The organism is Streptomyces sp. NPDC053367, from assembly GCF_044545925.1.
Lineage (GTDB): Bacteria > Actinomycetota > Actinomycetes > Streptomycetales > Streptomycetaceae > Streptomyces.
This window is the reverse complement of sequence record NZ_JBITYN010000002.1, coordinates 146,632-168,817: the sequence shown is the minus strand read 5'-3', so window position 1 is coordinate 168,817 and position 22,186 is coordinate 146,632. Positions and strand designations below refer to the sequence as shown.

The following is a 22,186-nucleotide window of genomic DNA, read 5'->3' as shown; positions in this document are numbered from 1 at the left end:
CATGACAGTTCACCGACTGCGGCCCCGGCACCGGCAGGACGGCGCTTCGCGGGGCGTCCCCTTCGCCGTCGCCCGGATCAGTCCCGAGGCCCGCCGGGCGGCACGCCGGGTGCTGGCGTCGGGATGGGTGACCACCGGCCGGGAGGCGGAGCTGTTCGAGGCGGAGTTCGCGGCCCAGGTCCGCGCCCGCCACGCCCTCGCCGTCAGCTCCTGCACCGCCGCGCTGGAGCTGGCGCTGCGCGCCCTGCGGCTGCCGCACGGCGCGCCCGCGCTGGTGCCGGCCGTGACCTTCTGCGGCGCCGCGCAGGCCGTGGTGCACGCCGGGCTGCGGCCGGTGCTGGTGGACGTCGACCCGGGCACCGCGACGGCAACCCCCGACACGGTCGAGCGGGCCGCCCGGGCCTGCGGCGCGGGCCCCCAGGCGATGACGGTCCTGCACTACGGAGGCGCCCCCGCCCCCCTGGACGAACTGGCCGAGGCGGCGGGCCTGCCGCTGGGCCAGGTCGTCGAGGACGCCGCGCACGCGCTCGGCACCTGGGTGGGCGACCGGCCCGTGGGCGGCGGCCTGTCGGCGGCGGCCTGCTTCAGCTTCTACGCCACCAAGAACCTCCCCATCGGCGAGGGCGGGATGCTCACCACCGACGACCCCGACATCGCCGACCGGGTCCGCCGCGCCCGGCTGCACGGCATGTCCGCCGACGCCTGGCGCCGCCATCTGCCCGGCGGCAGCTGGCGCTACACCGTCGACGAGGCCGGAATGAAGGCCAACATGACCGATGTGCAGGCCGCGGTGGGCCGCTTCCAGCTGCGCCACTTCGACGACTGGCAGGAGCGGCGGCGCGTACTGGCCGCCCGCTACGACGCCGCGCTCGCCGAGATCCCGGGCCTCGAACCGCTCGCCTCGCCGGTACCCGGCGAGCACGCCCGGCACCTGTACGCCGTGCGGGTCCTGCAGCAGTACGGCACGGACCGCGACGAGCTGATCGAGCGGCTGGCCCGGGACGGCATCGGCACCTCCGTGCACTTCGTCCCGCTGCACCACATGCCGTACTTCCGGCGCGTGGCCACCGTGCCGCCGGACGGTCTGCCCGGGGCGGACGCGCTGTTCCCGCAGCTGCTGTCGCTGCCCCTGTACCCCGACCTCTCGGAGCGGGACCTCGACCGGGTCTGCGAGCGGCTCGCCCGGTACGCCGCCCCCGCCCCGCCCGTCGCACCACCCCGGATCGCCGGGCTGCGCACGCTGGTCATCGGGGCCGGGGAGGCGGGGCGGTCGCTCGCCCGGGACCTGGCGCACACGCCGGAGTTCGGGCTGGACCCGGTGGGGTTCCTGGACGACGACGCGGCCAAGCGGAGCGCCGGGGCGGCCGGGGGGCTGCCCGTGCTCGGCGGGCTGGACGACACCGGGCCGGCCGTGCGCGCGCACCGGGTCGACGCGGTCGTCGTGGCCATCCCCGCCCTCGCCCCCGACCGTTTCCGGCAGGTCGCCCGGGCCGCCGAGGACGCCGGCGCGAGCGTGCGCCACCTGCCGTCGTTCGTCGCCGCGCTCCAGCGGGACGTCGTCGGCAGCGACATGCGCGCACTGGACCTGCGCGAGCTGATCGGGCGCGCCGAGATGCACGTCGTCAGCCCCGAGGCGCGGTCGGTGGTGGCCGGCCGGCGGGTCCTCGTCACCGGCGCGGGCGGCTCGGTGGGCAGTGAACTGTGCCATCAGATAAGGGCGTTCGGACCGAGTCGGCTGTTCCTGCTCGACCACGACGAGTCCAATCTGCACCGGCTGCAACTGGAGCTGTACGGTGACGCGCTGAGCGGCGACGACACGGTGATCTCCGACATCCGCGACCGGCCCCGCGTCGACCAGGTCTTCCGCGAGCTACGGCCCGAGGTGGTCTTCCACGCGGCCGCCCACAAGCATCTGCCGCTGCTCGAACTGCACCCGTGCGAAGGCGTGAAGACGAACGTGCGCGGCACCGAGAACCTGGTCCGCGCCGCCACCGCGGTCGGCACCTCCCGGTTCGTGCTGGTCTCCAGCGACAAGGCGGCCGACCCGGTGTCCGTGCTGGGGGCGACCAAGCGGATGGCCGAGATGGTGGTGGGCAGCGGCGGACAGGACGCCCCGCCCGGCACGGTGTTCGCCGCCGTCCGCTTCGGCAATGTGCTCGGCAGCCGCGGCTCGCTGCTGTCGGTCGTGGCCCAGCAGCTGGGCGCCGGAAGCCCGGTGACCGTCACCCACCCGGAGGCGACCCGGTACTTCACGACCGTCGAGGAGGCCGTCGGGCTGGTCCTGGAGGCGGCCCGGATGGCGCGCGGCGGCGAGGTGTTCGTCCTCGACCTCGACGGCCCGGTGCGCGTGGAGGACCTGGTCCGCGCCTACGCCCGCTCCCTGCACATCGCCGACGTCGACATCCGCTACACGGGCCTCAGGCCCGGCGAGAAGCTCCACGAGCGGCTGCTGTCGGCGCACGAGCGGCCCACCCACACCTCCCGCCCCGGCATCCTCGCCGCGGAGCCGCTCACCCGGGCGACCCCGTTCGCCCGGCATCTGCCCGCGCTCTACGCGGCGGCCGAGCACAACGACACCCCGGGCGTACGCCGCATCCTCGCCGCACTGCTGCCGGGTTTCCCGGCCGCCGAGCCGACCCGCCGGGCGCACGCCGCGCTGGCCGACCCCTACCCGGACGACTTCTGATGTCCGCGCGCGAACGGTGGCCGCGCTGGGAGCCACGGCCGGACGCGGCCCGGCGCCACCGCGTCCTGCGGGTCCTGCTGCTGCTCGGCGTCACCGTCGTACTCGCCGTCGCCGCGCTGGGCGCCGGCACCTTCTGGTGGGCCACCGACCACTACGGCGACCAGGTCACCCGCATCCCCCACGCCTTCCCCACCGGACCGCGCCCGCCCCGCCCGGCGGCCCACGACGGCGGTACGACGTTCCTGCTGGCGGGCGTCGACAGCCGCTCCGAGCAGCCCACCACCGGCAGCGACGCCGTCGCCGCGCTGTGGCGCCGCGGCGCCCAGCGCACCGACACGCTGATGCTGGTGCACCTCGACGAGGACGAGCGCACCGCCTCCGTGCTGTCCCTGCCGAGGGACAGCTGGGTGCCGATCCCCGGACACGGCTCCGCGAAGATCAACGCCGCGTTCTCCTGGGGCGGGCCGCCGCTGATGATCGAGACGGTCGAGCAGCTCACCCGCACCCGCGTCGACCACTTCGGCGTCGTCGACTGGCACGGCTTCAAGGCCCTCACCGACGCGGTGGGCGGGGTGCCCGTCACCATCGACCGCGACTCCTACGACCCCGTCCTGCAGCACCGGTTCACGGCCGGCACCCATCTGATGCGCGGCGAGGAGGCACTCGCCTACGTCCGGCAGCGGCACGGCGTGCCGGGCGGCGAGCTGGACCGGATCAAGCACCAGCAGCAGTTCCTGCACAGCCTCGCTGACCGCATCCGGGGCCGGGTCAGCCTCACCGATCCGCTCGGTACGGGCCGGATGCTCGACGCGATCACCCGTACGGTCAGCGTCGACGACCGGATGTCCAACGGCGATCTGCGCGACCTGGTGATCGGGCTGCGGCACCTGGACGCCGGTGACACCACCTTCGCCACCGCGCCGATCGTGCGCTCGCGAATGATCGAGGGGCAGTACACGCTCGTCCTGGACACCGGCAAACTGCGGGCGCAGTGGCACGCGGTGGAGACGGGCGGACGCTGAGCGCCGCCGAGCCGCTCAGTGACGCGCCGGACGCTGAACGCCGCCGAGCCGCTCAGTGACGCGCCAGGGCCGTGCCGGCCGCCTGCCCAACAAGCCGCAGGTCGGTGCTCAGCCGGCGGTCGTGCAGATAGGCCAGGTCAAGGGCCAGCTTCTCGTGCAACTGCCGCTCGACGTAGAGCCGTTCGGCGCCGAGGCTGTCGTCCAGGTCGGCCTCGTGGTGTGCCGCGTACAGCGCGCCGGGGCCGATCACCCCGGGCCGCACGTCCAGGAGGTGCAGCTCCTCGGGGGTGTAGTACGGCAGGAACCGCTCGACCTCGGGGCGCGGCCCGATGAGGGTCATGTCGCCGCGCAACAGGTTGACCAGCTGCGGGAGTTCGTCCAGGCGGGTGCGGCGCAGCCAGTGCCCGAGGCGGGTGACGCGCGGGTCGGCCGCCGCGCTGACGGCCGGGCCCGCCCGGTCGGCGTCCGCGGTCATGGAGCGCAGTTTGAGGATGGTGAAGGGCCGCATCCCACGGCCCACCCGGCGCTGGCGGTACACGGCGGGGCCGCGGCTGGTGGCCCGCACCAGCAGCGCGAGCAGCAGCAGCGGCACGAGCAGCAGGAGGAGCAGCAGCAGGGCGACGGCGATGTCCGCGGCGCGGCGCAGGGCGGTGTCCCCGTGGAGTTCCCCGGCAGCCGGCGGTGCGATCACCTCAGAGCACCTCCCGCAGCACCTGGAACGGCTCGGCGGCCTCCCGCCCGACCCGGCTGCCCCAGTACGCGGCGCGCTCGCGCAGGGCCGGCAGCGAGCGCGGGTGGGGAGGGTCGCGCAGTTCGGTGTCGTAGCAGCTCATGGCCTCCAGCTTCAGTTCGAGAGTGCCGGCGACGTCGACGTACAGCGACGGGGTGAACGGCGTCTCGGCCGACCAGCCCCACTCCGTGGACGACGGCGTCTCGAACACCGCGAACCGGCGCAGCCGGGGCAGTACATAGGGGCGGCAGGCGGTCCAGGCGGCGCGGGCGGCGATGCCGTGGTCGGCGTTCACGTCGCCGGGGAAGTGGGTGTAGACGAGGTCGGGGCGCAGTGCGTCGGCGACGGCCTCGACCTGCTGCACGACCTCGATGAGGGGCAGTGCGTCCAGCCGCTGGTCCGGCAGCCGCCACAGCCGCAGGGAGGTCAGTCCGAGCACCTGGGCCGCGCGGTGGGCCGACTTGGCGAGGTCCTCGGCGAGCCCTTTGCGGTAGCGGCTTGAGGCGCCCTCGGTGAGGACGACGGCGTGCACGGCGTCGCCGTCGGCGACGTGCCGGGCCAGAGTGCCGCCCACGCCGAGGAGTTCGTCGTCGGGGTGGGCGGCCAGCACCAGCACGGTGCTCATCGCAGCGCTCCCTCGGGGCGGGGGCCCTCGCCGCGTACCCAGCGCGACACTTCGGGCGGCACGGGCGCGAACCGGGTGCCGGGCAGCACGCCGAACCGATGGCACCAGCGGGCGGCGGGCTGCGGCGGTTCGGCCCGGTTGCCCATCTCGGTGGCCACGACGCTGCCGCCGCGCGCGGCGATGCGGACGCCGTCGCGTTCGACGGCGAGGACCATGCCGGGCGGGCCGGCGGGTTCGTCGCGGCGCGGCGGACGGGTGCGCCAGACCATCACCCGTTCGCCGTCGAGCATCCCGAACGCGCCGGGGTAGGGCGTGGTCAGCGCCCGCACCCAGTCGTGCACGGCGCGCGGCGGGCGGTCCCAGTCGATCAGGCCCATGGCGGGGGTGCGGCGGGGCAGCACATCGCCCGCGGCCGGGTTCTGCGGCTTGCGCCGGGCGGTGCCGGTGAGCAGGGCGGGCAGATGGGTGAGGAGCATGTCGGCGCCCGCCATGGCGACCCGGTCGTAGACGGTGGCGACGGTGTCCTCGGGGCCGATGTACAGCCTGCGCTGGTCGACGATGTCCCCGGTGTCCGCGCCGGGGTCGAGCAGCATCATGGTGTTGCCGGTGACGTTCTCGCCGCGCAGGATCGCCCAGTTGACCGGGGCGCGGCCGCGGTGCCGCGGCAGCAGGGAGGCGTGGAAGCCGACGCAGCCGTACCGGGGCACGGACAGCAGCTCGGGGCCGAGCAGCCGGGTCCAGCCGACGACGACCACCAGGTCCGGTTCCAGCTCCCGGACGCGGGCCACCACGGCGGGCGCGTTGACGTCGCCCTCGCGCAGTACGGGGATGCCGGCGGCCCCGGCGGTGCCCGCGAGGTCGGCGGCGCCGGACAGGCGCCTGCGTTCCTCGTCAGGCGGCGTGATCACGGCCTCCAGGCTGACCAGCGGTGAGTGGAGCAGGGCCGTCAGTGCCGCCTGCGCCTCGTGCACGGCGCCGACGAGGACGACCCGGCCGGGAGGGCGTGCGGACTTGGGGTGGGCGGATACTGTGCGCATGGCGGTTCCTTCGGGGTCGGGTGCCGTGCGCGGCCACGGCACGGGCCAGGGCCACCAGCACCGCGGTGGTGACCAGGTAGGCGACGCCGGACGCGGCGGCCGCGCCGACGGCCTCGTAACGGGGGATCAGCAGGACGTCGAGGCCGACGGTCACGACGACCCCGGCCGCCATCCCCCAGGAGTTCATCCCGGGCCGGCCGACGCCGAACAGGTAGGCGGTGGACACCGCCGCCGCGCCCTCCACGGCGAGCCCCGCGAGCAGGATGCAGGCGGGCACGACCGCGCCGGCGAACTCCCGGCCGTACAGCGCCGGCAGCAGCAGCACGGCGGCGCCCGCCAGCGGTGGTGCGAGTACGGCGGTCAGGGCGGTGGCGCGGGGCAGGAAGCGGCGCATCTCGGCGCGGGCCCGGTCGGCTCCTGCGCGGGCGAAGCGCGGGTAGAGGACGTAGTGCAGGGCGACGGCCGGGAGCCGCATCAGTTCGGCGAACTTGGAGGCGACCGCGTACACGCCGAGCACGGCCGGCCCGGACAGCGTGCCCACGACCAGGAAGTCCAGCCGCAGGTTGACGAGCATCAGGACGTTGCCGAGCTGCCCGCGGGCGCCGTAGCCGACGACCTCGGCGGCGAGCGGGCGGTGCGGGCGGCCCCAGCCGCGGCCGAACCCGGTGGCGGCCAGGCGGCCCAGCGACACGGCGGTGGCGGCCGCGCCGCCGCCCAGCAGTCCGGTGACGACGGCGGTGGAGCCGTGCAGGCCGCCGAGCAGGGCGAGGCCGTAGGCGGGCAGGAAGAGGAGTTCCTCGGTGACGATGATCAGGTTCGCGCCCCGCAGATCGGCCCGGCCCTGGCAGCAGGCCTTGCCCCACACGGTGAACAGCTGGGTGACGACGGTGGCCGCGAGCAGGGTGAGCTGCCAGCCGGGCACGGTGGTGAAGAACGCGTCGAAGAGCGGCAGCAGCGCCAGCCACAGCAGGGCACCGGCCACCGCCCCGGCCAGGGCCAGCAGCGCCAGTGTGGGGGGCAGCCGGGGGTCCTCGCGCCGCTCCCCCGCCAGGAAGTAGGCGCTGGCCAGCGGCAGTCCGCAGCTGACGACGACCCCGGTCAGCCAGGGCAGCACCCGCAGCAGCGCGTACTCGCCGAGCACCTCGGCCCCGGCGAGCCGGGCGACCAGCAGGCCGGCGACGAAGACCAGGCCCACCGCGGCGCCCTGGGCGGCGAGGTTGCCGGCCACGCTGCGGCCGCCGAGCGCGGAGGCCGCCGGCTGGGCGGTCATGGCGGGGTCCGGTCGTCCTCGGGGTCGGGCGCCGACGCCAGCACCGCGACGAACGCCAGCAGCACCCACAGGAAGCGGAAGTGCAGCACCTCGTAGTAGGCGCCGGCCACGGCCAGGCCCAGCAGGGCCGCGACCAGCCCGGCCGGGCGGGGCACCTGGGCGGCGAAACGGCTGTCGGGGGGCGCACGCAGGGCACGGGCCGAGCGCCAGGCCGCCGACGCGACCAGGAGCAGGAGTCCGGCGACACCGAGCGGGCCGCGTTCGACCAGGGCCGCCAGATAGTCGTCGTGGACCTCTTTGGCGTACGGGTACTGGCGGTCCAGCAGGAGTTGCTTGGTCGTGCCCGGGCCGTGGCCGGTCACCCACTGCTGCCCGTACAGGTCGATGCTCTCGCGCACCAGCGTGCCGCGCTGTTCGGTGCTCGAACCGCTGCGGCCCAGGGTGTTGACCAGTTCGGTCTGCTCCGACAGCCGGGCCCGGTCCTGCACCTGCGCGAGCGGGGCCGCGCCCAGCGCGCCGCCGACCGCGAGGGCGACGGCCAGCAGGGCGGCGGCCGCGGCGACGGGTCCGGCCCTGCGGTGCACGGCGTACACGCCGGCGAAGACCAGGCCGACGCCGAGGTCGAGGAGACCGCCGTTGGACTGGCTCAGCAGCAGGGCCCACAGCAGCATGGCGTAGCCGTACCAGCGCAGCGGGCGGGCTCGCGGGCGCTGGGTGGCGTACACCATGAACAGCGACATCACCCAGTAGGTGGCCGCGTAGTTGGGGTCGCCGAGGGTGAAGAGCTTGCGCTCGCCCTCGGCCTCCGAGACGCCCTGCAGGGCGGTGACGCCGGTGAGGGTGGCGGCCACCAGGACGGAGGCCCACACGACGGCGGCGTAGGCGAAGGCGGAGGTGAGCAGGCGCAGCATCCCGGGCCGGCGGGCGAGGTTGTACAGGGCGACGCACCAGGCGATCAGCAGGATCTCGCGGGCGACGTTCAGCAGCGAGGTGCCCGGCAGCGGCCCGGCCAGGCCCGCCAGGGTGCCGCTGAGCAGCATGAGCCCGCCGGCGACGGCGTAGGGGGCGCCCATGCGCCGTCCGCAGGTCGCGGCCCACAGCAGGCTCAGCAGGACGGTGGCGACGGTGAGGACGTCCACGGGTGAGCTGTTGCCGGGCCCGGTGGGCTGCAGGATCGGCTGCAGGACGAGAGCGGCGCAGGCCACGACGGCCGTCGTGCGGGTGAGGGTCTCGTAGCGGGCGGTGGAGGTGCGCGGGGTGCGCGCGGGTGCGGTCAGGACGGCCATGGCACCTCCTCGGCCGCGAGCAGGACGGTGAAGGCGCGGTCCTGCGCCTGGGCGAAGCGGGGGTCGGTGGCCTCGGCGGCGACCGCGGCCAGCTCGGCGAGCACGGCGTCGCGCCCGCAGGCGACGGGCAGGCCCAGCCGGTGCACCGCGGCGGCGAGGAAGTCGCGGACCAGGCGCGGGTACCAGCCGGTGCCGTGGAGCGCGTAGACCAGGGCGGCGCCGGGCCGGCCGGCGATCAGCCCGTGGTGGCCGGGCACGCGGTGGCCGGGGCGGGTGCGGCGGTCGAGGTACTCGCAGTAGGACACGATGAACCGGGCGGGGTCGGCGAGCGGGCTTCCGGCGCTGCGGGCGTGCTCCCAGTCGACGACGCCGGAGATCCTGCCGTGGCCGACCAGGAGGTTGCCGGGCCAGAAGTCGCCGTGCACGGCGGTGCGGGGTGCCCGGTGGGCGCGCAGCCGGCGGCGCAGGGCGTGCAGGTGGACGCGGGCGGGCCTCGGCAGCCGGCCGTCCAGTGTCTCGACCACTCCGGGGCGCAGGTCGAGGGGCGCGGGCGCACCGGCCGTGGCGGACTGCAGGTCGGCGAGCCAGTGGGCGGCCGCGGCGAAGTCGGCGCGGACCGGGCCGGGCCGGGCGTGGTGGCCGGGGCGGTGGTAGGCGACCAGCATCGACACCCCGGGCAGGGCGGTGGTGGCGAGGGCGGGCAGGTCGCCGTGGCGCAGCAGCCCCTGGACGGTGGGGACGGTCGGGCGGGCCGCGCCGAGCGGCAGGCGGGCGAGGGCTCCCAGTCGTTCGGCCTCGCGCAGGATCGACTGGGCGGCGTGCGGGCCGGTCGGGATCTTCACGGCCGTCGCGGGGTCCGGCGAGCCGGGCGGGAAGACCAGCAGGAGCAGGCGGGCCGCCGGGTCGTGGCTGTGGTCGAGCAGCACCACGGGTCCGGTGGCGGTGAGCCGGCCGAGGTCGTCGAGCGCCTCGTCCGGCGGTGCGGCGCCGGCGTCCTCGGCGGTGACGGCGAGGCCGGGCAGGATGCGCGGCAGGGCCGGTACGGCGAGCGCGGCGCGGGCGGCCGGGTAGAGCCAGCCCGGCATGGGTGGCGGGATCGCCAGCAGTGACTGGCGGACGTAGGACAGCACCGGCGCCCGGTCCTCGGCCACCACGACCGGATGCCGCCGGGTCGGCAGGGCGAGGTAGCGCCGTCCGGGAGGCAGCAGCTCGCGCCACATCCCCTCGCGTGACGACGGGGCCGTCGCCGGTGACGTCGTCATGACAGCACCGCGAAGGGCCGGAGCCGGGCGACGGGCCTGACCAGCCCGTTTCCGGAGAGGATGGCCACCGCCGCGTCGACCCCGGCGTCGTCGAGCTGGGGCACCCGGCGCGGCGCGGCCCGGTCGTAGGTGAAGCGCAGGGTGTGGCGGTGGCGGGGGTCCGGCCCGCTGCGGCCGCTGCGCTCGAAGTCGCCGATGATGCTGCCGGTGCCGTGGCAGGCGGTGTACAGGCTGCGGTGGGCCTGCGGGGCGGGCACGCACAGGAACGAGGAGGTGCGGTTGGTGCCGGGCACCAGCAGCGGCTGGCCGGTGTGCGCGAAGGCGGGGTGGCCCGCCATCATCTCCGGGGTCCAGGCGCGGGCTGCGTTGTGCCGGTGCACGAAGGCCGGTTCGCCGTCGACGAGTTCCTCGTAGACGGAGTTGTGCGGGGAGTCCACGACCAGCCGCAGGGACGCCCCGAAGGAGCTGCGGGCGTAGGCGCGCAGGGAGGCGTAGGTGGCGAGGCGGTAGGCGAATCCGTAGTTCATGGCGAGGCGTTGGGCGAGGAGCACCCGCCGGCCCTCGTCGCCGTCGATGGGCACCGAGGGGCAGCCGTCGCGGAAGTACGTGGCGTACCGCCGGCGCAGTGCGGCCGGTCCGCCGGGGCGCAGCAGGTGGGTCAGGGGCTTCTGCACGGCCATCTCGGCGCGCAGCATCCGGGAGGCGGCCCGGCGGCGTGCGTACAGTTCGCCGAGCTGTCCGGTGAGCACTCCGCCGCCGTTGTGGTACTGGACGGTCACCTGGCCCTGGTGGATGCCGAGGTGCTCGGCGATGCCGGGCTCCAGCACCTCCTCGACCTCCTGCAGTTCCAGGAAGTGGGTGCTGGGGCCGATGCCGCCGAACCGGAGCCGGGCCAACTGCACGCACAGCCAGGGCAGTTCGCGGCGGGCGCGGCCGGCGCCGCCGTACTCCTCGACGGGCAGCCGGCCGAACTCCTCGACGCGTTCGAGGTCGGCGGGGTCGATGCCGAAGCGCTCGGCGGCGAATCCGGCGCCCTCGACGGCGGCGCGCAGCACCTCGGCGCGGGTGAGTTCGGCGTGCCGGCGCGGCGGGTCCGGGTAGCGCTGCCGGACCCGGCGGTAGAACTCCTCGACGGCCGCTGTGGAGGGCCGGGGCACGTCCAGCACGGCGAGGGCCATGCCGCAGTTGAGGGCGGCGTCGGTGAGGGTCGGGCGGATCGCGCCGCGCGTGGCCACGGCGATGCTGGAGGGCATCTCCGACTTGCCCTTGTGGCAGAAGTCGGGCAGCACGACCGGCGGCGCGGCCAGGTCGGCGGTCTCGGTCCCGCTGCGCACCCGGTCGAGCAGCTCGGGGTCGGCGGGGGCCTCGGCGCTGTCGAACACCGTCAGTCCGGTGCGGGTGGCGGCGGCCTGGCCGCCGATGATGTCGACACGCATGGCGCGACTCCTCGGTTCAGGGCCGTTCGGGGGCGTAGGCGGCGGACAGCGCGTCGGCCAGGGCCTCGGCGGTGAAGCCGTCGCCGATCCGCGTGCGGGCCTCGGCTGCCATCCGGGCCGCCTGCCCCGGGTGGTCCAGCAGATGGGCGACGGCCCGGGCGAACAGGTCGGGCCGCTGCGGCGGCACCAGCAGGCCGGTGCGGCCGGGCACCACCACGTCGGACACGGCGTTGACGGCCGTGGCGACCACGGGGACGCCGCACACCATCGCCTCGGCGACGGCGACGGGCAGCCCCTCGTAGCGGCTCGGCAGCGCGAACACGTCGAAGGCCGGGAGCAGTTCGGGGATGTCGGAGCGCTCACCGGCGAACACCACCGGGGCTTTCCTGTGAACCGCCAACTCCCTTACTTCTCCCTCCAGTTCGCCACTGCCCAGCCAGACGCCGGTCAGGCCCGGGCGGCGCAGCGCGGCGAGCGCCTCGACGAACGCCTCCGGGTGCTTCTGGTACGTCAGCCTGCCGACGGCCCCGACGACCGGGCCGGGGCCGGTCAGGCCGAGGGCCGCGCGGGCCCGCTCCCGGGCGGCGGGCGTGGCGGTGGGCGCGTCGAGCGCGACCGGCACCTCGATGGTGCGCACCCGCTCCGGGGCCACCAGCCGGCGCCGCACCACCTCGACCGACACGGCCGTGCCGACGCACAGCGCCACGTCGGTGCGGCGCCCGACCCACCGCTCGATCGCAATGTACGTGCCGCGCCGCGCGGCGGACTCGAACTCGTGGTACGGCAGCCCGTGGAAGGTGTGGACGACGCGGGGCACTCCGGCGCGGTGGGCGGCGAGCCGCCCGAGGGTGCCGGCCTTGGCGCTGTGGGTGTGCACGACGTCGAAGCGGCGGCGGGTGAGCAGCCGGGTCAGCCGGTACAGGGCGCGCGGGTCGTCGCGGGGCGAGACCGGCGACACCAGCGCGGGTTCGACGACCACCTCGATGCCGGCGTCGGCGGCGAGGGCGAGCAGCCGCCGGCCGCCGCGTCCGGTGACGATCGTCGTGCGGTACTCGGCGGGGTCGAGGGCCTGCGCCCCTTGCAGGGCGACATGCCCGGAGCCGGCCTCGAACCGGGTGACGACGGCGGCGACGCGCTGCGGGGTCATGGCCGTGCCTGCGCGGGTACGGGGGTGACGCGGGGCGTGTTCATGGGCGTGCCTCCGTCTTCACGGGGCCGGCGTGCGGGGTCGTCATGGCCGTGCCTCCGCCCGTGTGCGGGTGCCGTAGAGCGCGGCGAGTCCGTCGTCCGGCCGGTCGCCGAGGAGGAGTTCGACGGCCGGGAGGCGCTGGGCGAGGTCCAGGGCGGCGGGGCCGATCGGCGGGTGGGCCGGTCCCCTGCCGGTGCCCAGGGCCAGGGCTGCCGCGAAGGCCCAGTAGCGGCGCAGCTCGCCGGCCAGGTACGTGCCGGTGATCAGTACTCTCGCGGCCTGCGCGGGATCGAGGGGCCGTGTCCGGGGGCGGCCGCCGGGCATCCGGCTCAGGATCACGAGCCGGTCGGGGCGCAGGCTGTCGACGCGGCCGGGCAGCGGGCACTCGGAGCGGCCGTGGGCCATGCGCCGGCCGCCGCCGCCCTCGACCCGGACCGGTTCGACCAGCCCGTACACGTCCTGTCCGTCGGTCACGCTCAGGTTGTCCGAGCAGGCGTGCTCGCCGGCCGCGACGGCCCGCAGCAGCAGGGTCGAGCGGCCGGTGCCCCCCGGCCCGGCCAGCAGGGGCACGGAGTCTCCCGCGGTCATGGCGCCGGCGTGCACGGGGACGCGGCCGTGGCAGCCGGCCCACCAGAGTGCCGGGTACTGCAGCAGTACGGCGCGGGCCAGCAGGTGGAAGCGGGAGCGCAGCAGCACGGCCGCGAGCCGCTCCCGGCGCGGGGGGCGCCAGCGGGCCTGAACCCGCAGCCGGTCGTCGGTTGCGGTCAGCCGCAGGTCGAAACCGCTGCCGCAGGCGTTGGCGAGCACGACCGCCCCGCCCCGGGCGTGGCCGCCCCGGGTGAGGGGCGTGAAACCGCGTACGTCGAACGGCGCGTGGGACGGCTCGACCTCGATGTGGACGTCGACGTGGACGTCCGCGGGGGCCGCAGCGGCGGGGCGTACGGCGTGCACACCGCCCGCGGGGGCCGCAGCGGCGGGTGGCGTGGCTCGCGCACCGCCCGTGGTGAGCGTCGGCGTAAGCATGCCCTCCGCTTTCACGGAGACGTGCCCGGCGGGCTGCCAGGCGCCCGCGCCGCCCTCGGTGAGCAGCCGGGCGAGGGCGGTCTGGCGGCAGTCCACGAGGAGGCGTTCCCCGGCCTGGACCAGCAGCGCGCGCACGGGACTCACCGGGACCGGGCGCGCTGGTGCCGGTCGGGGTCGCCGAGGACGCCGACGAGGGGCCAGCCGGTGGCGGCCAGCAGATTGTGCACGCGGCGCAGTTCGGCGTACGGCGGCAGGTCGGGTTCGACGGCGACCAGGCCGGTCCGGGCGCCGTCGGGGACGTCGTCCGTCTCGTGCAGGGCACGCACCCGCGGGCTGGTGGTGCGGGAGGCGGGGGCGACGCGGGTGATGCGGCCGTTCACCGGCTCGGTGCGTTCGCGCACGGCTGTCGCCAGGCCGCCGGAGCCGGTTGCGGCGTGGACGGGCCCGCCGTCGGACTCCGCCGGCCCGGGGGCAGGGGCCTGGCGTGCGCCCGGCCGGGTGCCGCGGGATGAGGTGCCCTGCGCTGCGGCGAGCCGGGCCTCCAGTTCCCGGGCGAGCGCCGCGAGGCGGGCGTCGGGGGCCGGTCCGGTCACGACCAGCGTCTGCAGACCGCGGCGGGCGACGGCGCGGCGCAGGGTGGTGACGGTCTCGGCGTCGACGGGCGGCGGTGCGCCGGGGTCGGCCCGGCGGTCTGTGCGGCCGAGCCGGCCGAGCACGGGTCCGCCGAGCTCGCGGGCGAAGGCGCTCTGCCCGCCGACGTGCGGACGCAGGATCTCCAGGAGCATCACCAGCAGCAGCCCGGCCACCAGTCCGGCCGCTCCGGCCAGGATCACCCGGACGGGGGACACCCGCTGGACCTGTTCGGCGTCGGAGGCGGACGAGAGCAGCGAGGCCGTGCGGTCGCCGAGGCCGGCGGCCTCCGCGGCCCGCAGGGAGGCCTGGATGTCGAGGATCTGCTGGTCCAGGGCTCCCAGTTGGGCGGTCAGGCGCCCGGATTCGGCCGGGTCGGCGGCGTTCGGGATCTCCGCGGCCACCCGCAGCCGTTGCTGGCGGAGCTGTTGCTGCCGGTCCGTCAGCTGCGTGATCAGCAGGTTTCCCGAACCGTTGAAGAAGGCGACCAGTTCCTCCGACACGGCTCCGGCGAGCTTCTCCGCGGTCCGCGGGTCGGGGTCGGTGACCTTGACGTGGAACACCGCGGAGCCGCCGAGCCGGGCGACATGGGTCTCGGCCGCGACCTGAGCCTGGCTGCGGTCGTCGACGCCGGACCTCTTCAGGGCCTCCTTGAGCACGGACCCGCTGGTGGCGACGGCCCGGACCCGGCTGAGCATGGCGTTGGCCTGCACATCCGTGGTGGGCAGGGTGGCCGAGGCCTGGACGCGTGCCTTGGAGACGTAGGTCCGTGCGTCGCCCAGCTCGAGCGTCGCCACGACCAGCATCGGCAGGACGAGGAACAGCACGAGCAGCCGCCAGTGTCCGCCGACGGTGCGGCGCAGGGCTTCGTTGAGTTCCATCGCGCGTCCCCTCAGATCGAAATGCGGCGTTTGATCGGATTTACTGAGTCATGTCTGTTCGCTGAGCTGGTTCCGTGTTCATCCGAGTTCCTAGGGAGACCTGCCGATGGCCGAGCCCGACGCCCGCCGCCGACGCCGGCGCAGACGCCGCGTCCTCTGCCTCGCAGGTGTCCTGGTCGCGGGCACCCTGGCCGGCGGCTGTCCGCAGTCGTCCGCCGAGCAGGTGCCGTCCGGGCGGTTCCTGTCCGTCGCGCTCAACACCAGGGACCCGGTCACCGTGCGCTACGGCTACACGCTCGCCGACGTCAACCCCGCACATGTCGAGGACACCCCGGTCCGCCAGCGGGCCCTGGTCTGGCTCGGCGGCTACGACAAGGCGAACTGCCGCTGGGAGTGGAGCGACGACCGGGTCAGGGAGGAGTTCGAGCGCTACGACCTGGCCGGCAACCGCCGGATCGCGGGCTACTTCATCGCCGACGAGCCCAACACCAACCTCAACTGCCCGCAGGCGGCCGGCGAGGTGCGTGAGCGGGCGCGGCTGGTGCGCTCCCTCGACCCGGACACCGACCGCTTCACGCTCGTCAACGTCGACCGGCCCGACCAGTTCGCCGACTTCAAGGGCACCACGGACGTGATGAGCGTCGACGTCTATCCCTGTCTGGTGGACCGGCCGTGCGACTGGACGAAGATCCCCGAGGTCATCGCGAAGCTGCGCGAGGTGGGTGTCGAGCGGTACATGGGCATGCTCCAGGCGTTCTCCTTCGAGCAGTGGCGCTGGCCCACGGCGGAGGAGCTGAGGGGCATGATCGCGCAGTGGCAGCGGTCCGACTGGGAGGGGCAGCTGACGTTCTCCTGGGAGTACGAGGGCGCCCGGCTGACCGACCATCCGGAGCTGCTGAGCGTCCTGCGCAGGCTCAACCTGGCACCACACGTGCGATTCCCTCTTCCCTCGGCGAGTCGGTGACCTGGGCGGGGAACCCGGGCAGCATCCGGGCGAGCAGCCGGCGCACCTCGGTGCGGTCGTTGCCGTCGGCCGCGGCGTACAGCGCGGCGAGCGCGCCCAGCGCCGCGGCGACGACCGGCCGGGCCGGCGGCACGGTGGCGAGGATGCGCGGGTGCCGGGTGCCCAGATGCGCCTCCTGTTCGGAGAACAGCGTCTCGCGCAGCTTCTCGCCGGCCTGTAGGCCGGTGAACTCGATCTCCGGGTCGGGTACGTGCAGCGCCCGCGCGAAGGTGTGCACCAGGTCGACGATGCGGACCTGCTCGCCCATGTCGAGCACGAAGACCTCGCCGCCGCGCGCCATCCGCGCCGCCTCCAGGACGAGCCCGACGGCCTCCTCGACGGACATGAAGAACCGGGCGACCTCCGGGTGGGTGACCGTCACCGGCCGCCCGGAGCCGAGCTGTTCGGCCAGCACGTGCAGCAGGGAGCCCCGGCTGCCGAGGACGTTGCCGAACCGGACGGAGGTCAGCACCGTCGAGCCGCCCGCGCGGTCCTGCACGATGAGTTCGGCCAGCCGCTTGGTCGCGCCGAGCACCGAGACGGGGTCGGCGGCCTTGTCGGTGGAGATCAGCACGAAGCGTTCGGCGTGCACGGCGAGGGCGGCCCGGACGAGGTTGTCGGTGCCGGTCACATTGGACTTCACGCCCTCGCAGGGGTGGCGCTCCAGCAGCGGCAGGTGCTTGTGCGCGGCGGCGTGGAAGACGACCTGCGGGCGCAGTTCGGCGAAGACCTGGTCGATGCGGGCGCGGTCGCGGATGTCGGAGATGACGATGTCGTCGTCGTGCAGTCCGCTGCCGTACAGCTCCAGGCCCAGCCGGTGCAGATGGGACTCGTCGTGGTCGAGCAGGAACAGCCGGCCGGGCTCGAAGCGGCGCACCTGGCGGCAGAGCTCGCTGCCGATCGAGCCGCCCGCCCCGGTGACCATGACGCGCCGCCCGGCGAGGAACGCGCCGGTGTCGGGCCCGGTCACCGGGATCTCGGGGCGGCCGGTGAGCCGGCGTACGTCCACCGCGCGCAGGTGGTCGCCGCCGACCACGTCCCTGCGCAGTGCGGCGACGTACGACGGCAGGTGGCGCACGCTCGCCCCGCCGGCCTCGGCGGCCGCGGCGACCCGGCGGAAGCGGCGGGGGGCGAGCCCGGGGATGGCGACCACCACGACCTCGATGCGATGGCGCAGGACGACCTCCGCGGTGTCGTCGAGTCTGCCGAGCACGTCCAGGCCCGCGACCTGCTGCTTGGCCGTGTCGTCGTCCAGGAATGCGACCGGCCGCAGGCCGTGGCGCGGGTTCCGCAGCAGGTCCCGGGCCAGTGCGCGTCCGGCCTCGCCGGCACCGACGACGAGGGTGCGCAGGTCGCTGTTCCTCGGGGCCGCCTGGGCCGCCTGTGCCGTCATCACGGGCTCCTCGGGGGGCGAGCTCTCCGTGCGCCGTATATTTACGGCGTATACGTACACCTTTTACCGATTTGCCCGGTACGTCAAGAGGAGTGATCGCCGCAGAGCGCCCGCTCCTCCAGCACCGCGAGCGCCTTGTCGATGGCGTGGGGCTGCGGCTGTCCCGAGGCGTCCATGCGGTTCCAGCGGGCGAGGTTCACCGCGACGGACAGCTGGCGCCGGCCGTCGGCGCGGGTGAAGGACAGCGTGCCCGCGCCCCAGGCGCTGCCGTCGTGGCCCCAGAAGGTGCCGCAGCCGGGTATCTCCCTGCGGTGCAGGCCGAGGCCGTACTCGACGGTCGAGCCGTCCAGGGCGACGACCGGGACGGTGCGCTGCATCTCGGCCAGTGAGGAGGGGCCGACGATCTCGCCCGCGAGGAGCTTGCCGTAGAAGCGGTTCAGGTCCGCCATGGTCGACACCAGTCCCGCGCCGGTCGTCACCCACGACATGTCGTAGACGCTGTAGTCGCGCGGCGGGTCGATCAGGCCGTGCAGGGACTCGTACATCCGCGAGTGCGGTCCCCGGATGCGCGGCCCCTCGGGGAAGGCGGTGTGGCGCAGCCCGGCGCGCCGGATGACGTGGCGGGTGATGTACTCCTCGGCCGGAAGGCCGGTGACCTTCTCCAGCAGCTCGCCGAGGATCAGGTAGTTGGTGTTGGAGTACACACCGGTCGGGCCTCCGGGCTCGCCGGCGGGAGGCGCCGAGAGGCCGAGCCCGATCAGCTCTGCCCGGCTGAACCGCCGGAACCGGTTGTCGTCGAGGCTCTGCGGCGACATGACCTTCAGGGACGGGAAGGCGTAGACGATGTGGTCGGGGATGCCGCTGGTGTGGTTCAGCAGCATCCGGACCGTGATCCGGCGCCCGCGCTCCCCCGGCACCAGGTGCGGCAGATAGTCGCCGATCGGCGCGTCGAGGCCGATCCTGCCCCGCTCGACCTGCTGCATGACCGCGACGGCGGTGAAGGTCTTGGTGACGCTGCCGACCCGATGCCGCAGTCCGGGGGTGACGGGCCGGCCGGTGCGGACGTCGGCGACCCCGGAGGCGCCGCTTCGGAGACCGTCCGCGTCGCGCACCTCGGCGAACACTCCCGGTACGCCCGCGCGGTGGACGTCGTCCAGTGCGGATCGCAGCGCGGCGGGGTCCGCCCGCCGCGTCCCCTCAGCGGCCTCGGTGTGCGGCACTTCGGGTACGGGGGCCGCCGCCACCGTGCCCGCACACATGCCGAGCACGGTCACACCCGCGCACAGAGCCAGTCGGATCTTCAAGGCGTCCGTCCTTTCCTCATCGATGGGTTGGGCAGATCACGGAAGTGGCTCACGGGGCCAGCGCGCGGCGCAGGACCGCGCCGAGTTCGGCGCTCTGGCGCTGCGAGACCTCGGCGGACAGCAGGGCCTGCGAGCCGTGGAAGGTGCCCGCCCACTGGTGGAGTTCGACGGAGACGCCGGAGCGCAGCAGGCGCAGGGCGTAGTCGAGGTCGTCGTCGCGGTTGGGGTCGAACTCGGCGGTGGAGACGTACGCCGGGGGCAGACCGGACAGGTCGTCGGCCCGTGCGGCGGCGGCGTACGGGGTGGCGGGCCGCGAGCCGAGGTAGTGCTGCCAGGACTGGGCGACCTTCTCGCGGTTCACCCAGGGCGTGTCGGTGAAGGTGCGCTGCGACCAGGTCTCCTGCCGGTCGTCGAGCTGCGCCTGGTTGAGGACCTGGAAGCAGATGGCGGGGCCCCGCTCGTCCCGGGCGCGCAGCGCGAGCGCCGCCGCGAGTCCGCCGCCGGCGCTGTGCCCGCCGACAGCGATCCGCGCCGGGTCGACGCCGAGTTCGGCGGCGTGCGCGGCGAGCCAGTTCAGGACGGCGTAGGCGTCGTCCAGGGCGGCCGGGAACGGGTCCTCGGGGGCCACGCGGTAGCTGACGGAGATCACCACGGCGCCCGAACCGTGGGCGAGCCGGGTGGCCCAGGGGTGCTCGGTGCGCACATCGCCCATGACGAACCCGCCTCCGTGCAGCCAGAGAACGGCTCCCTGGGCCTGGCGGGGGCGGTAGACGCGCACCGGCACGTCCGGGTCGGCGGGCACCGTGCGGTCCTCGATCTCCAGGCCGTCGGTGTCGAGGGCGGGCACCACGGCCGCCAGCTCGGCAAGTGCCTTGCGGGCGGTGACCGGGTCGCTGAAGTCGGCACGCGGGAACAGCGGGACGAATGCTTCGAGTTCGGGATCCATGACGGCCATCCTCATGGCCACGGCGGGATAGATCGTCCGCCGTCCGTCGCGCGTCACGCCCGGTTCGCGCGCCGAACGGCGCACGCCCGCCGCTCTATGCTGCGGACATGGAGGCACTGGCCGTACGGCTGTCGGGACTTGATCCCTATGTGGACGGCGCGATCCGCATCGTCGCGTTCTACGACACGCTGATGCGCCGGCGCGTGGACCTGCCCGCGCTCGCCCGGGCGTCGGCCGGACTCGCCGAGTGCGTGGCGGGGATACGGCTGCACGGCACGGGCCGGACGGTCCGGATGGCCCCCGACGGCACAGCCGCCTCCGACCCGGCGGCCCCCGCCACCACCACGGTGCCGATCACCCTCGACGAGGAGGAGATCGGCACGGTGTGGCTGGAGCGGTCCGGGCCCGCGGCGAACGCGCTCGACGACGTGGTCCTGGACCGGCTCGCCCTCGCCGTCGCGGCAGCCGTGGAACGCTACGGCCCCGCCCGCACCACCATGGCCGACCCGGCGCTCGTCGAGCTGGTGATCAGCCCCGACAGCGACGAGGCCGCCCGGGCGCGGGCGCTGCGACTGCTGGGCTTCGCCGCCGGTGTGCCGGTCCGGGTCGTCGCCGTACGCTCCGCACTCCCCCTCGACCGGATCGGCGGGCTGATCTGCCCGGGCCGGCCGGTGAAGGCGGCGCCGCTCGCCGACGTCGGTGTCCTGCTGGCCACCGGCGTGGACGCGGCCCGCTTCCCGGCGGAGGTCCGCGCGGGCATCGGCTCCGCCACGACGCCCGCCCTGTCCTGGCGGCAGGCCCGCACCGCCCTGCGCTTCACCAGCGCCCGCGAACCCGTCGTCGAGCACGCCGGCCTGGGGGCGCTGGCCCTTCTCGCCGAGCTGCCCGCGAAGGCCCTGCGGGCCAACCCGGACGTCGCGGCGATCGCCCGCGTCGCGTCCGGCCCCGACGACCTGGCGACCCTGGACGCCTACTGCACCACCGGCTCCCTGCGCCGCGCCGCCGACCTGCTCCATCTCCACCACAGCAGCGTGGCCCGCCGCGTCGACCAGCTCGCGAAGGCACTCGCCCTGGACCTCACCGACCCGGCGGGCCTGACCCGGGCGAGGCTGGCCCTCGCGGCGTGGCGGCTGCTCGACGACGCGGCCGCCGAGGGGTGAGTCACCGGTTCAGGACAGCGGCAGGCGCATCAGGGTCAGGTCGAGCCAGCGGCCGAACTTGACGCCGACCTCGGGGATCGTGCCGGCGTGCAGGAACCCGAAGCGTTCGTGGAGCCGGACCGAGGCGGTGTTCTCGGCCTCGATGCCGGCGATCATGACGTGGTGGCCTGCCTCGCGGGCCGCCGTGATCAGGGCGCCCAGCAGGGCCGAGCCGATACCGAGTCCGTGCCGGCCCTCGCGGACGTAGACCGAGTCCTCCACGGTGTGCCGGTAGCCCTCCTTCTCCCGCCACTGCCCGTAGACCGCGAAGCCGACCACCTCGCCGTCCGCCTCGGCGACGAACGCGGAGCCGCGCTCCAGATGGGCGGCCAGCCAGGTCTCCGCCTCGGCCGGGGACTGCAGGGTGTCCGTCCACAGAGCCGTGGAGTGCGCGATCGCGTGGTTGCGGATCTCGCGGACGGCCTCCACGTCACCGGGCTGCGCCCGACGCACCTCCACCACCCGGCTCCTCTCGTATATTGGATTCATGACCAACATAGTAGATCCCCTGGTGGCGCAGATCGCCGCCCGAGTCCGCACCGAGCGGGAGCGGCGCCGGTGGACGCTGGCGCAGCTCGCCGACGCCTCGGGGGTCTCCCAGGCGATGATCAGCCGGATCGAGCGCGGCGAGAGCTCGCCGACGGCCGTCGTCCTGGGCAAGCTGTCGGCCGCCTTCCAGCTCAGTGTCGCCTCGCTGCTGGCCCTGGCCGAGGGACAGCGGCCGGAAGCCGCGGACACGGCCGGGGTGCGCCGGTCGGGCGAGGCCGCCGAGTGGCGCGACCCCGACACCGGCTATCTGCGCCGGCAGATCAGCGGCCCGCACTTCCCCGCCGAGATCGCCGAGATCCGGCTGCCCGCCGGTGCGACCGTGCCGTATCCGGCCGCGGCCTTCGCCTTCGTACGGCAGGTGGTGTGGGTCCTCGAAGGGCGGCTGACCTTCCACGACGGCGACACGGTCCACGAACTCGCCGCGGGCGACACCATCGAGCTGGGCGAGCCCGCCCCGCGCGTGTTCGCCAACACCACGGACGGCGAATGCCGTTACGTGGTCGTCCTGGCCCGGGGCGCACGGCCGTGAGGCGCGGGGTGCGCCGGGGCGACGGGGGGCTGCTCAGGGGTGGCGTGCCGCGCCCCCGTGCGCCGCGGCCCGGGGCGACCGACGACGGGGCACCGGGCGGTACGACCGGCCGTGGGCTACCGCGCAGGTCCAGGACCGGCGGGGGGCCACCGAACGACGGCACGCCCGGCGCGCCGCGGCCTCATC

The 22,186-nt window shown here is 75.1% G+C and carries 19 protein-coding genes; 5 read left to right on the top strand and 14 right to left on the bottom strand.

Translation table 11 applies throughout. The features are described from left to right. The first annotated feature begins 1 nt into the window (after position 1). Positions 2 to 2,686: a DegT/DnrJ/EryC1/StrS family aminotransferase gene (locus tag ACIGXJ_RS07230; RefSeq protein ID WP_399642303.1), complete on the top strand. Its 2,685-nt coding sequence runs from the start codon at positions 2 to 4 to the stop codon at positions 2,684 to 2,686. Then, complete coding sequence (locus tag ACIGXJ_RS07225; RefSeq protein ID WP_399642302.1) at positions 2,686 to 3,708, top strand: LCP family protein; 1,023 nt, start codon at positions 2,686 to 2,688, stop codon at positions 3,706 to 3,708. Before ACIGXJ_RS07230 ends, ACIGXJ_RS07225 begins: the two co-directional genes overlap by 1 nt. 52 nt (positions 3,709 to 3,760) lie before the next feature. On the opposite strand, the gene ACIGXJ_RS07220 is transcribed toward ACIGXJ_RS07225, so the two are convergent. From ACIGXJ_RS07220 to ACIGXJ_RS07175, 10 genes are all read right to left on the bottom strand, one after another. Then, positions 3,761 to 4,399, bottom strand: a complete 639-nt coding sequence (locus ACIGXJ_RS07220) for a sugar transferase (protein WP_399642301.1) — start codon at positions 4,397 to 4,399, stop codon at positions 3,761 to 3,763. A 1-nt stretch (position 4,400) separates the two neighbouring features. Next, positions 4,401 to 5,063, bottom strand: coding sequence for a PIG-L deacetylase family protein (locus tag ACIGXJ_RS07215; RefSeq protein WP_399642300.1), 663 nt, complete (start codon positions 5,061 to 5,063; stop codon positions 4,401 to 4,403). Next, positions 5,060 to 6,034, bottom strand: a complete 975-nt coding sequence (locus tag ACIGXJ_RS07210) for a methionyl-tRNA formyltransferase (RefSeq protein WP_399642783.1) — start codon at positions 6,032 to 6,034, stop codon at positions 5,060 to 5,062. Before ACIGXJ_RS07210 ends, ACIGXJ_RS07215 begins: the two co-directional genes overlap by 4 nt. Beyond that, positions 5,955 to 7,370 carry a lipopolysaccharide biosynthesis protein gene (locus tag ACIGXJ_RS07205; protein WP_399642298.1) on the bottom strand — a complete coding sequence of 472 codons (1,416 nt, stop codon included), beginning with the start codon at positions 7,368 to 7,370 and terminating at the stop codon, positions 5,955 to 5,957. Before ACIGXJ_RS07205 ends, ACIGXJ_RS07210 begins: the two co-directional genes overlap by 80 nt. Continuing rightward, entirely contained in the window at positions 7,367 to 8,656 is a 1,290-nt protein-coding gene (locus ACIGXJ_RS07200; RefSeq protein ID WP_399642297.1) for an O-antigen ligase family protein, read from the bottom strand. The genes ACIGXJ_RS07205 and ACIGXJ_RS07200 overlap by 4 nt, the downstream gene beginning before the upstream one ends. Beyond that, entirely contained in the window at positions 8,644 to 9,918 is a 1,275-nt protein-coding gene (locus tag ACIGXJ_RS07195) for a phosphotransferase family protein (RefSeq protein ID WP_399642296.1), read from the bottom strand. The genes ACIGXJ_RS07200 and ACIGXJ_RS07195 overlap by 13 nt, the downstream gene beginning before the upstream one ends. Beyond that, a complete protein-coding gene (locus ACIGXJ_RS07190; protein WP_399642295.1) occupies positions 9,915 to 11,354 on the bottom strand; it encodes an RtcB family protein in 1,440 nt (479 codons plus the stop codon). The genes ACIGXJ_RS07195 and ACIGXJ_RS07190 overlap by 4 nt, the downstream gene beginning before the upstream one ends. Positions 11,355 to 11,370: 16 nt before the next feature. Then, positions 11,371 to 12,501 carry a glycosyltransferase gene (locus ACIGXJ_RS07185; RefSeq protein WP_399642294.1) on the bottom strand — a complete coding sequence of 377 codons (1,131 nt, stop codon included), beginning with the start codon at positions 12,499 to 12,501 and terminating at the stop codon, positions 11,371 to 11,373. An 84-nt stretch (positions 12,502 to 12,585) separates the two neighbouring features. Then, positions 12,586 to 13,701 carry a hypothetical protein gene (locus ACIGXJ_RS07180; RefSeq protein ID WP_399642293.1) on the bottom strand — a complete coding sequence of 372 codons (1,116 nt, stop codon included), beginning with the start codon at positions 13,699 to 13,701 and terminating at the stop codon, positions 12,586 to 12,588. Positions 13,702 to 13,706: 5 nt separating this feature from the next. Continuing rightward, positions 13,707 to 15,077, bottom strand: coding sequence for a hypothetical protein (locus tag ACIGXJ_RS07175; RefSeq protein ID WP_399642292.1), 1,371 nt, complete (start codon positions 15,075 to 15,077; stop codon positions 13,707 to 13,709). Between the two features lie 106 nt (positions 15,078 to 15,183). On the opposite strand from ACIGXJ_RS07175, the gene ACIGXJ_RS07170 reads away from it, so the two are divergent. Continuing rightward, positions 15,184 to 16,041 carry a hypothetical protein gene (locus tag ACIGXJ_RS07170; RefSeq protein ID WP_399642291.1) on the top strand — a complete coding sequence of 286 codons (858 nt, stop codon included), beginning with the start codon at positions 15,184 to 15,186 and terminating at the stop codon, positions 16,039 to 16,041. On the opposite strand, the gene ACIGXJ_RS07165 is transcribed toward ACIGXJ_RS07170, so the two are convergent. From ACIGXJ_RS07165 to ACIGXJ_RS07155, 3 genes are all read right to left on the bottom strand, one after another. Continuing rightward, a complete protein-coding gene (locus tag ACIGXJ_RS07165; RefSeq protein WP_399642290.1) occupies positions 15,992 to 17,473 on the bottom strand; it encodes a polysaccharide biosynthesis protein in 1,482 nt (493 codons plus the stop codon). The genes ACIGXJ_RS07170 and ACIGXJ_RS07165 overlap by 50 nt on opposite strands. 83 nt (positions 17,474 to 17,556) lie before the next feature. Then, on the bottom strand, positions 17,557 to 18,771 hold the full coding sequence (locus ACIGXJ_RS07160) for a serine hydrolase domain-containing protein (RefSeq protein ID WP_399642782.1): 1,215 nt from the start codon (positions 18,769 to 18,771) through the stop codon (positions 17,557 to 17,559). Between the two features lie 55 nt (positions 18,772 to 18,826). After that, a complete protein-coding gene (locus tag ACIGXJ_RS07155; protein WP_399642289.1) occupies positions 18,827 to 19,723 on the bottom strand; it encodes an alpha/beta hydrolase in 897 nt (298 codons plus the stop codon). A 107-nt stretch (positions 19,724 to 19,830) separates the two neighbouring features. On the opposite strand from ACIGXJ_RS07155, the gene ACIGXJ_RS07150 reads away from it, so the two are divergent. After that, positions 19,831 to 20,883: a helix-turn-helix domain-containing protein gene (locus ACIGXJ_RS07150; protein WP_399642288.1), complete on the top strand. Its 1,053-nt coding sequence runs from the start codon at positions 19,831 to 19,833 to the stop codon at positions 20,881 to 20,883. Positions 20,884 to 20,892: 9 nt separating this feature from the next. Here ACIGXJ_RS07150 and ACIGXJ_RS07145 read toward each other — a convergent pair whose 3' ends face one another. Next, positions 20,893 to 21,411, bottom strand: coding sequence for a GNAT family N-acetyltransferase (locus ACIGXJ_RS07145; protein ID WP_399642287.1), 519 nt, complete (start codon positions 21,409 to 21,411; stop codon positions 20,893 to 20,895). Here ACIGXJ_RS07145 and ACIGXJ_RS07140 point away from each other — a divergent pair. Then, a complete protein-coding gene (locus tag ACIGXJ_RS07140; RefSeq protein ID WP_399642286.1) occupies positions 21,410 to 22,000 on the top strand; it encodes a helix-turn-helix domain-containing protein in 591 nt (196 codons plus the stop codon). The genes ACIGXJ_RS07145 and ACIGXJ_RS07140 overlap by 2 nt on opposite strands. Positions 22,001 to 22,186: the final 186 nt, after the last annotated feature.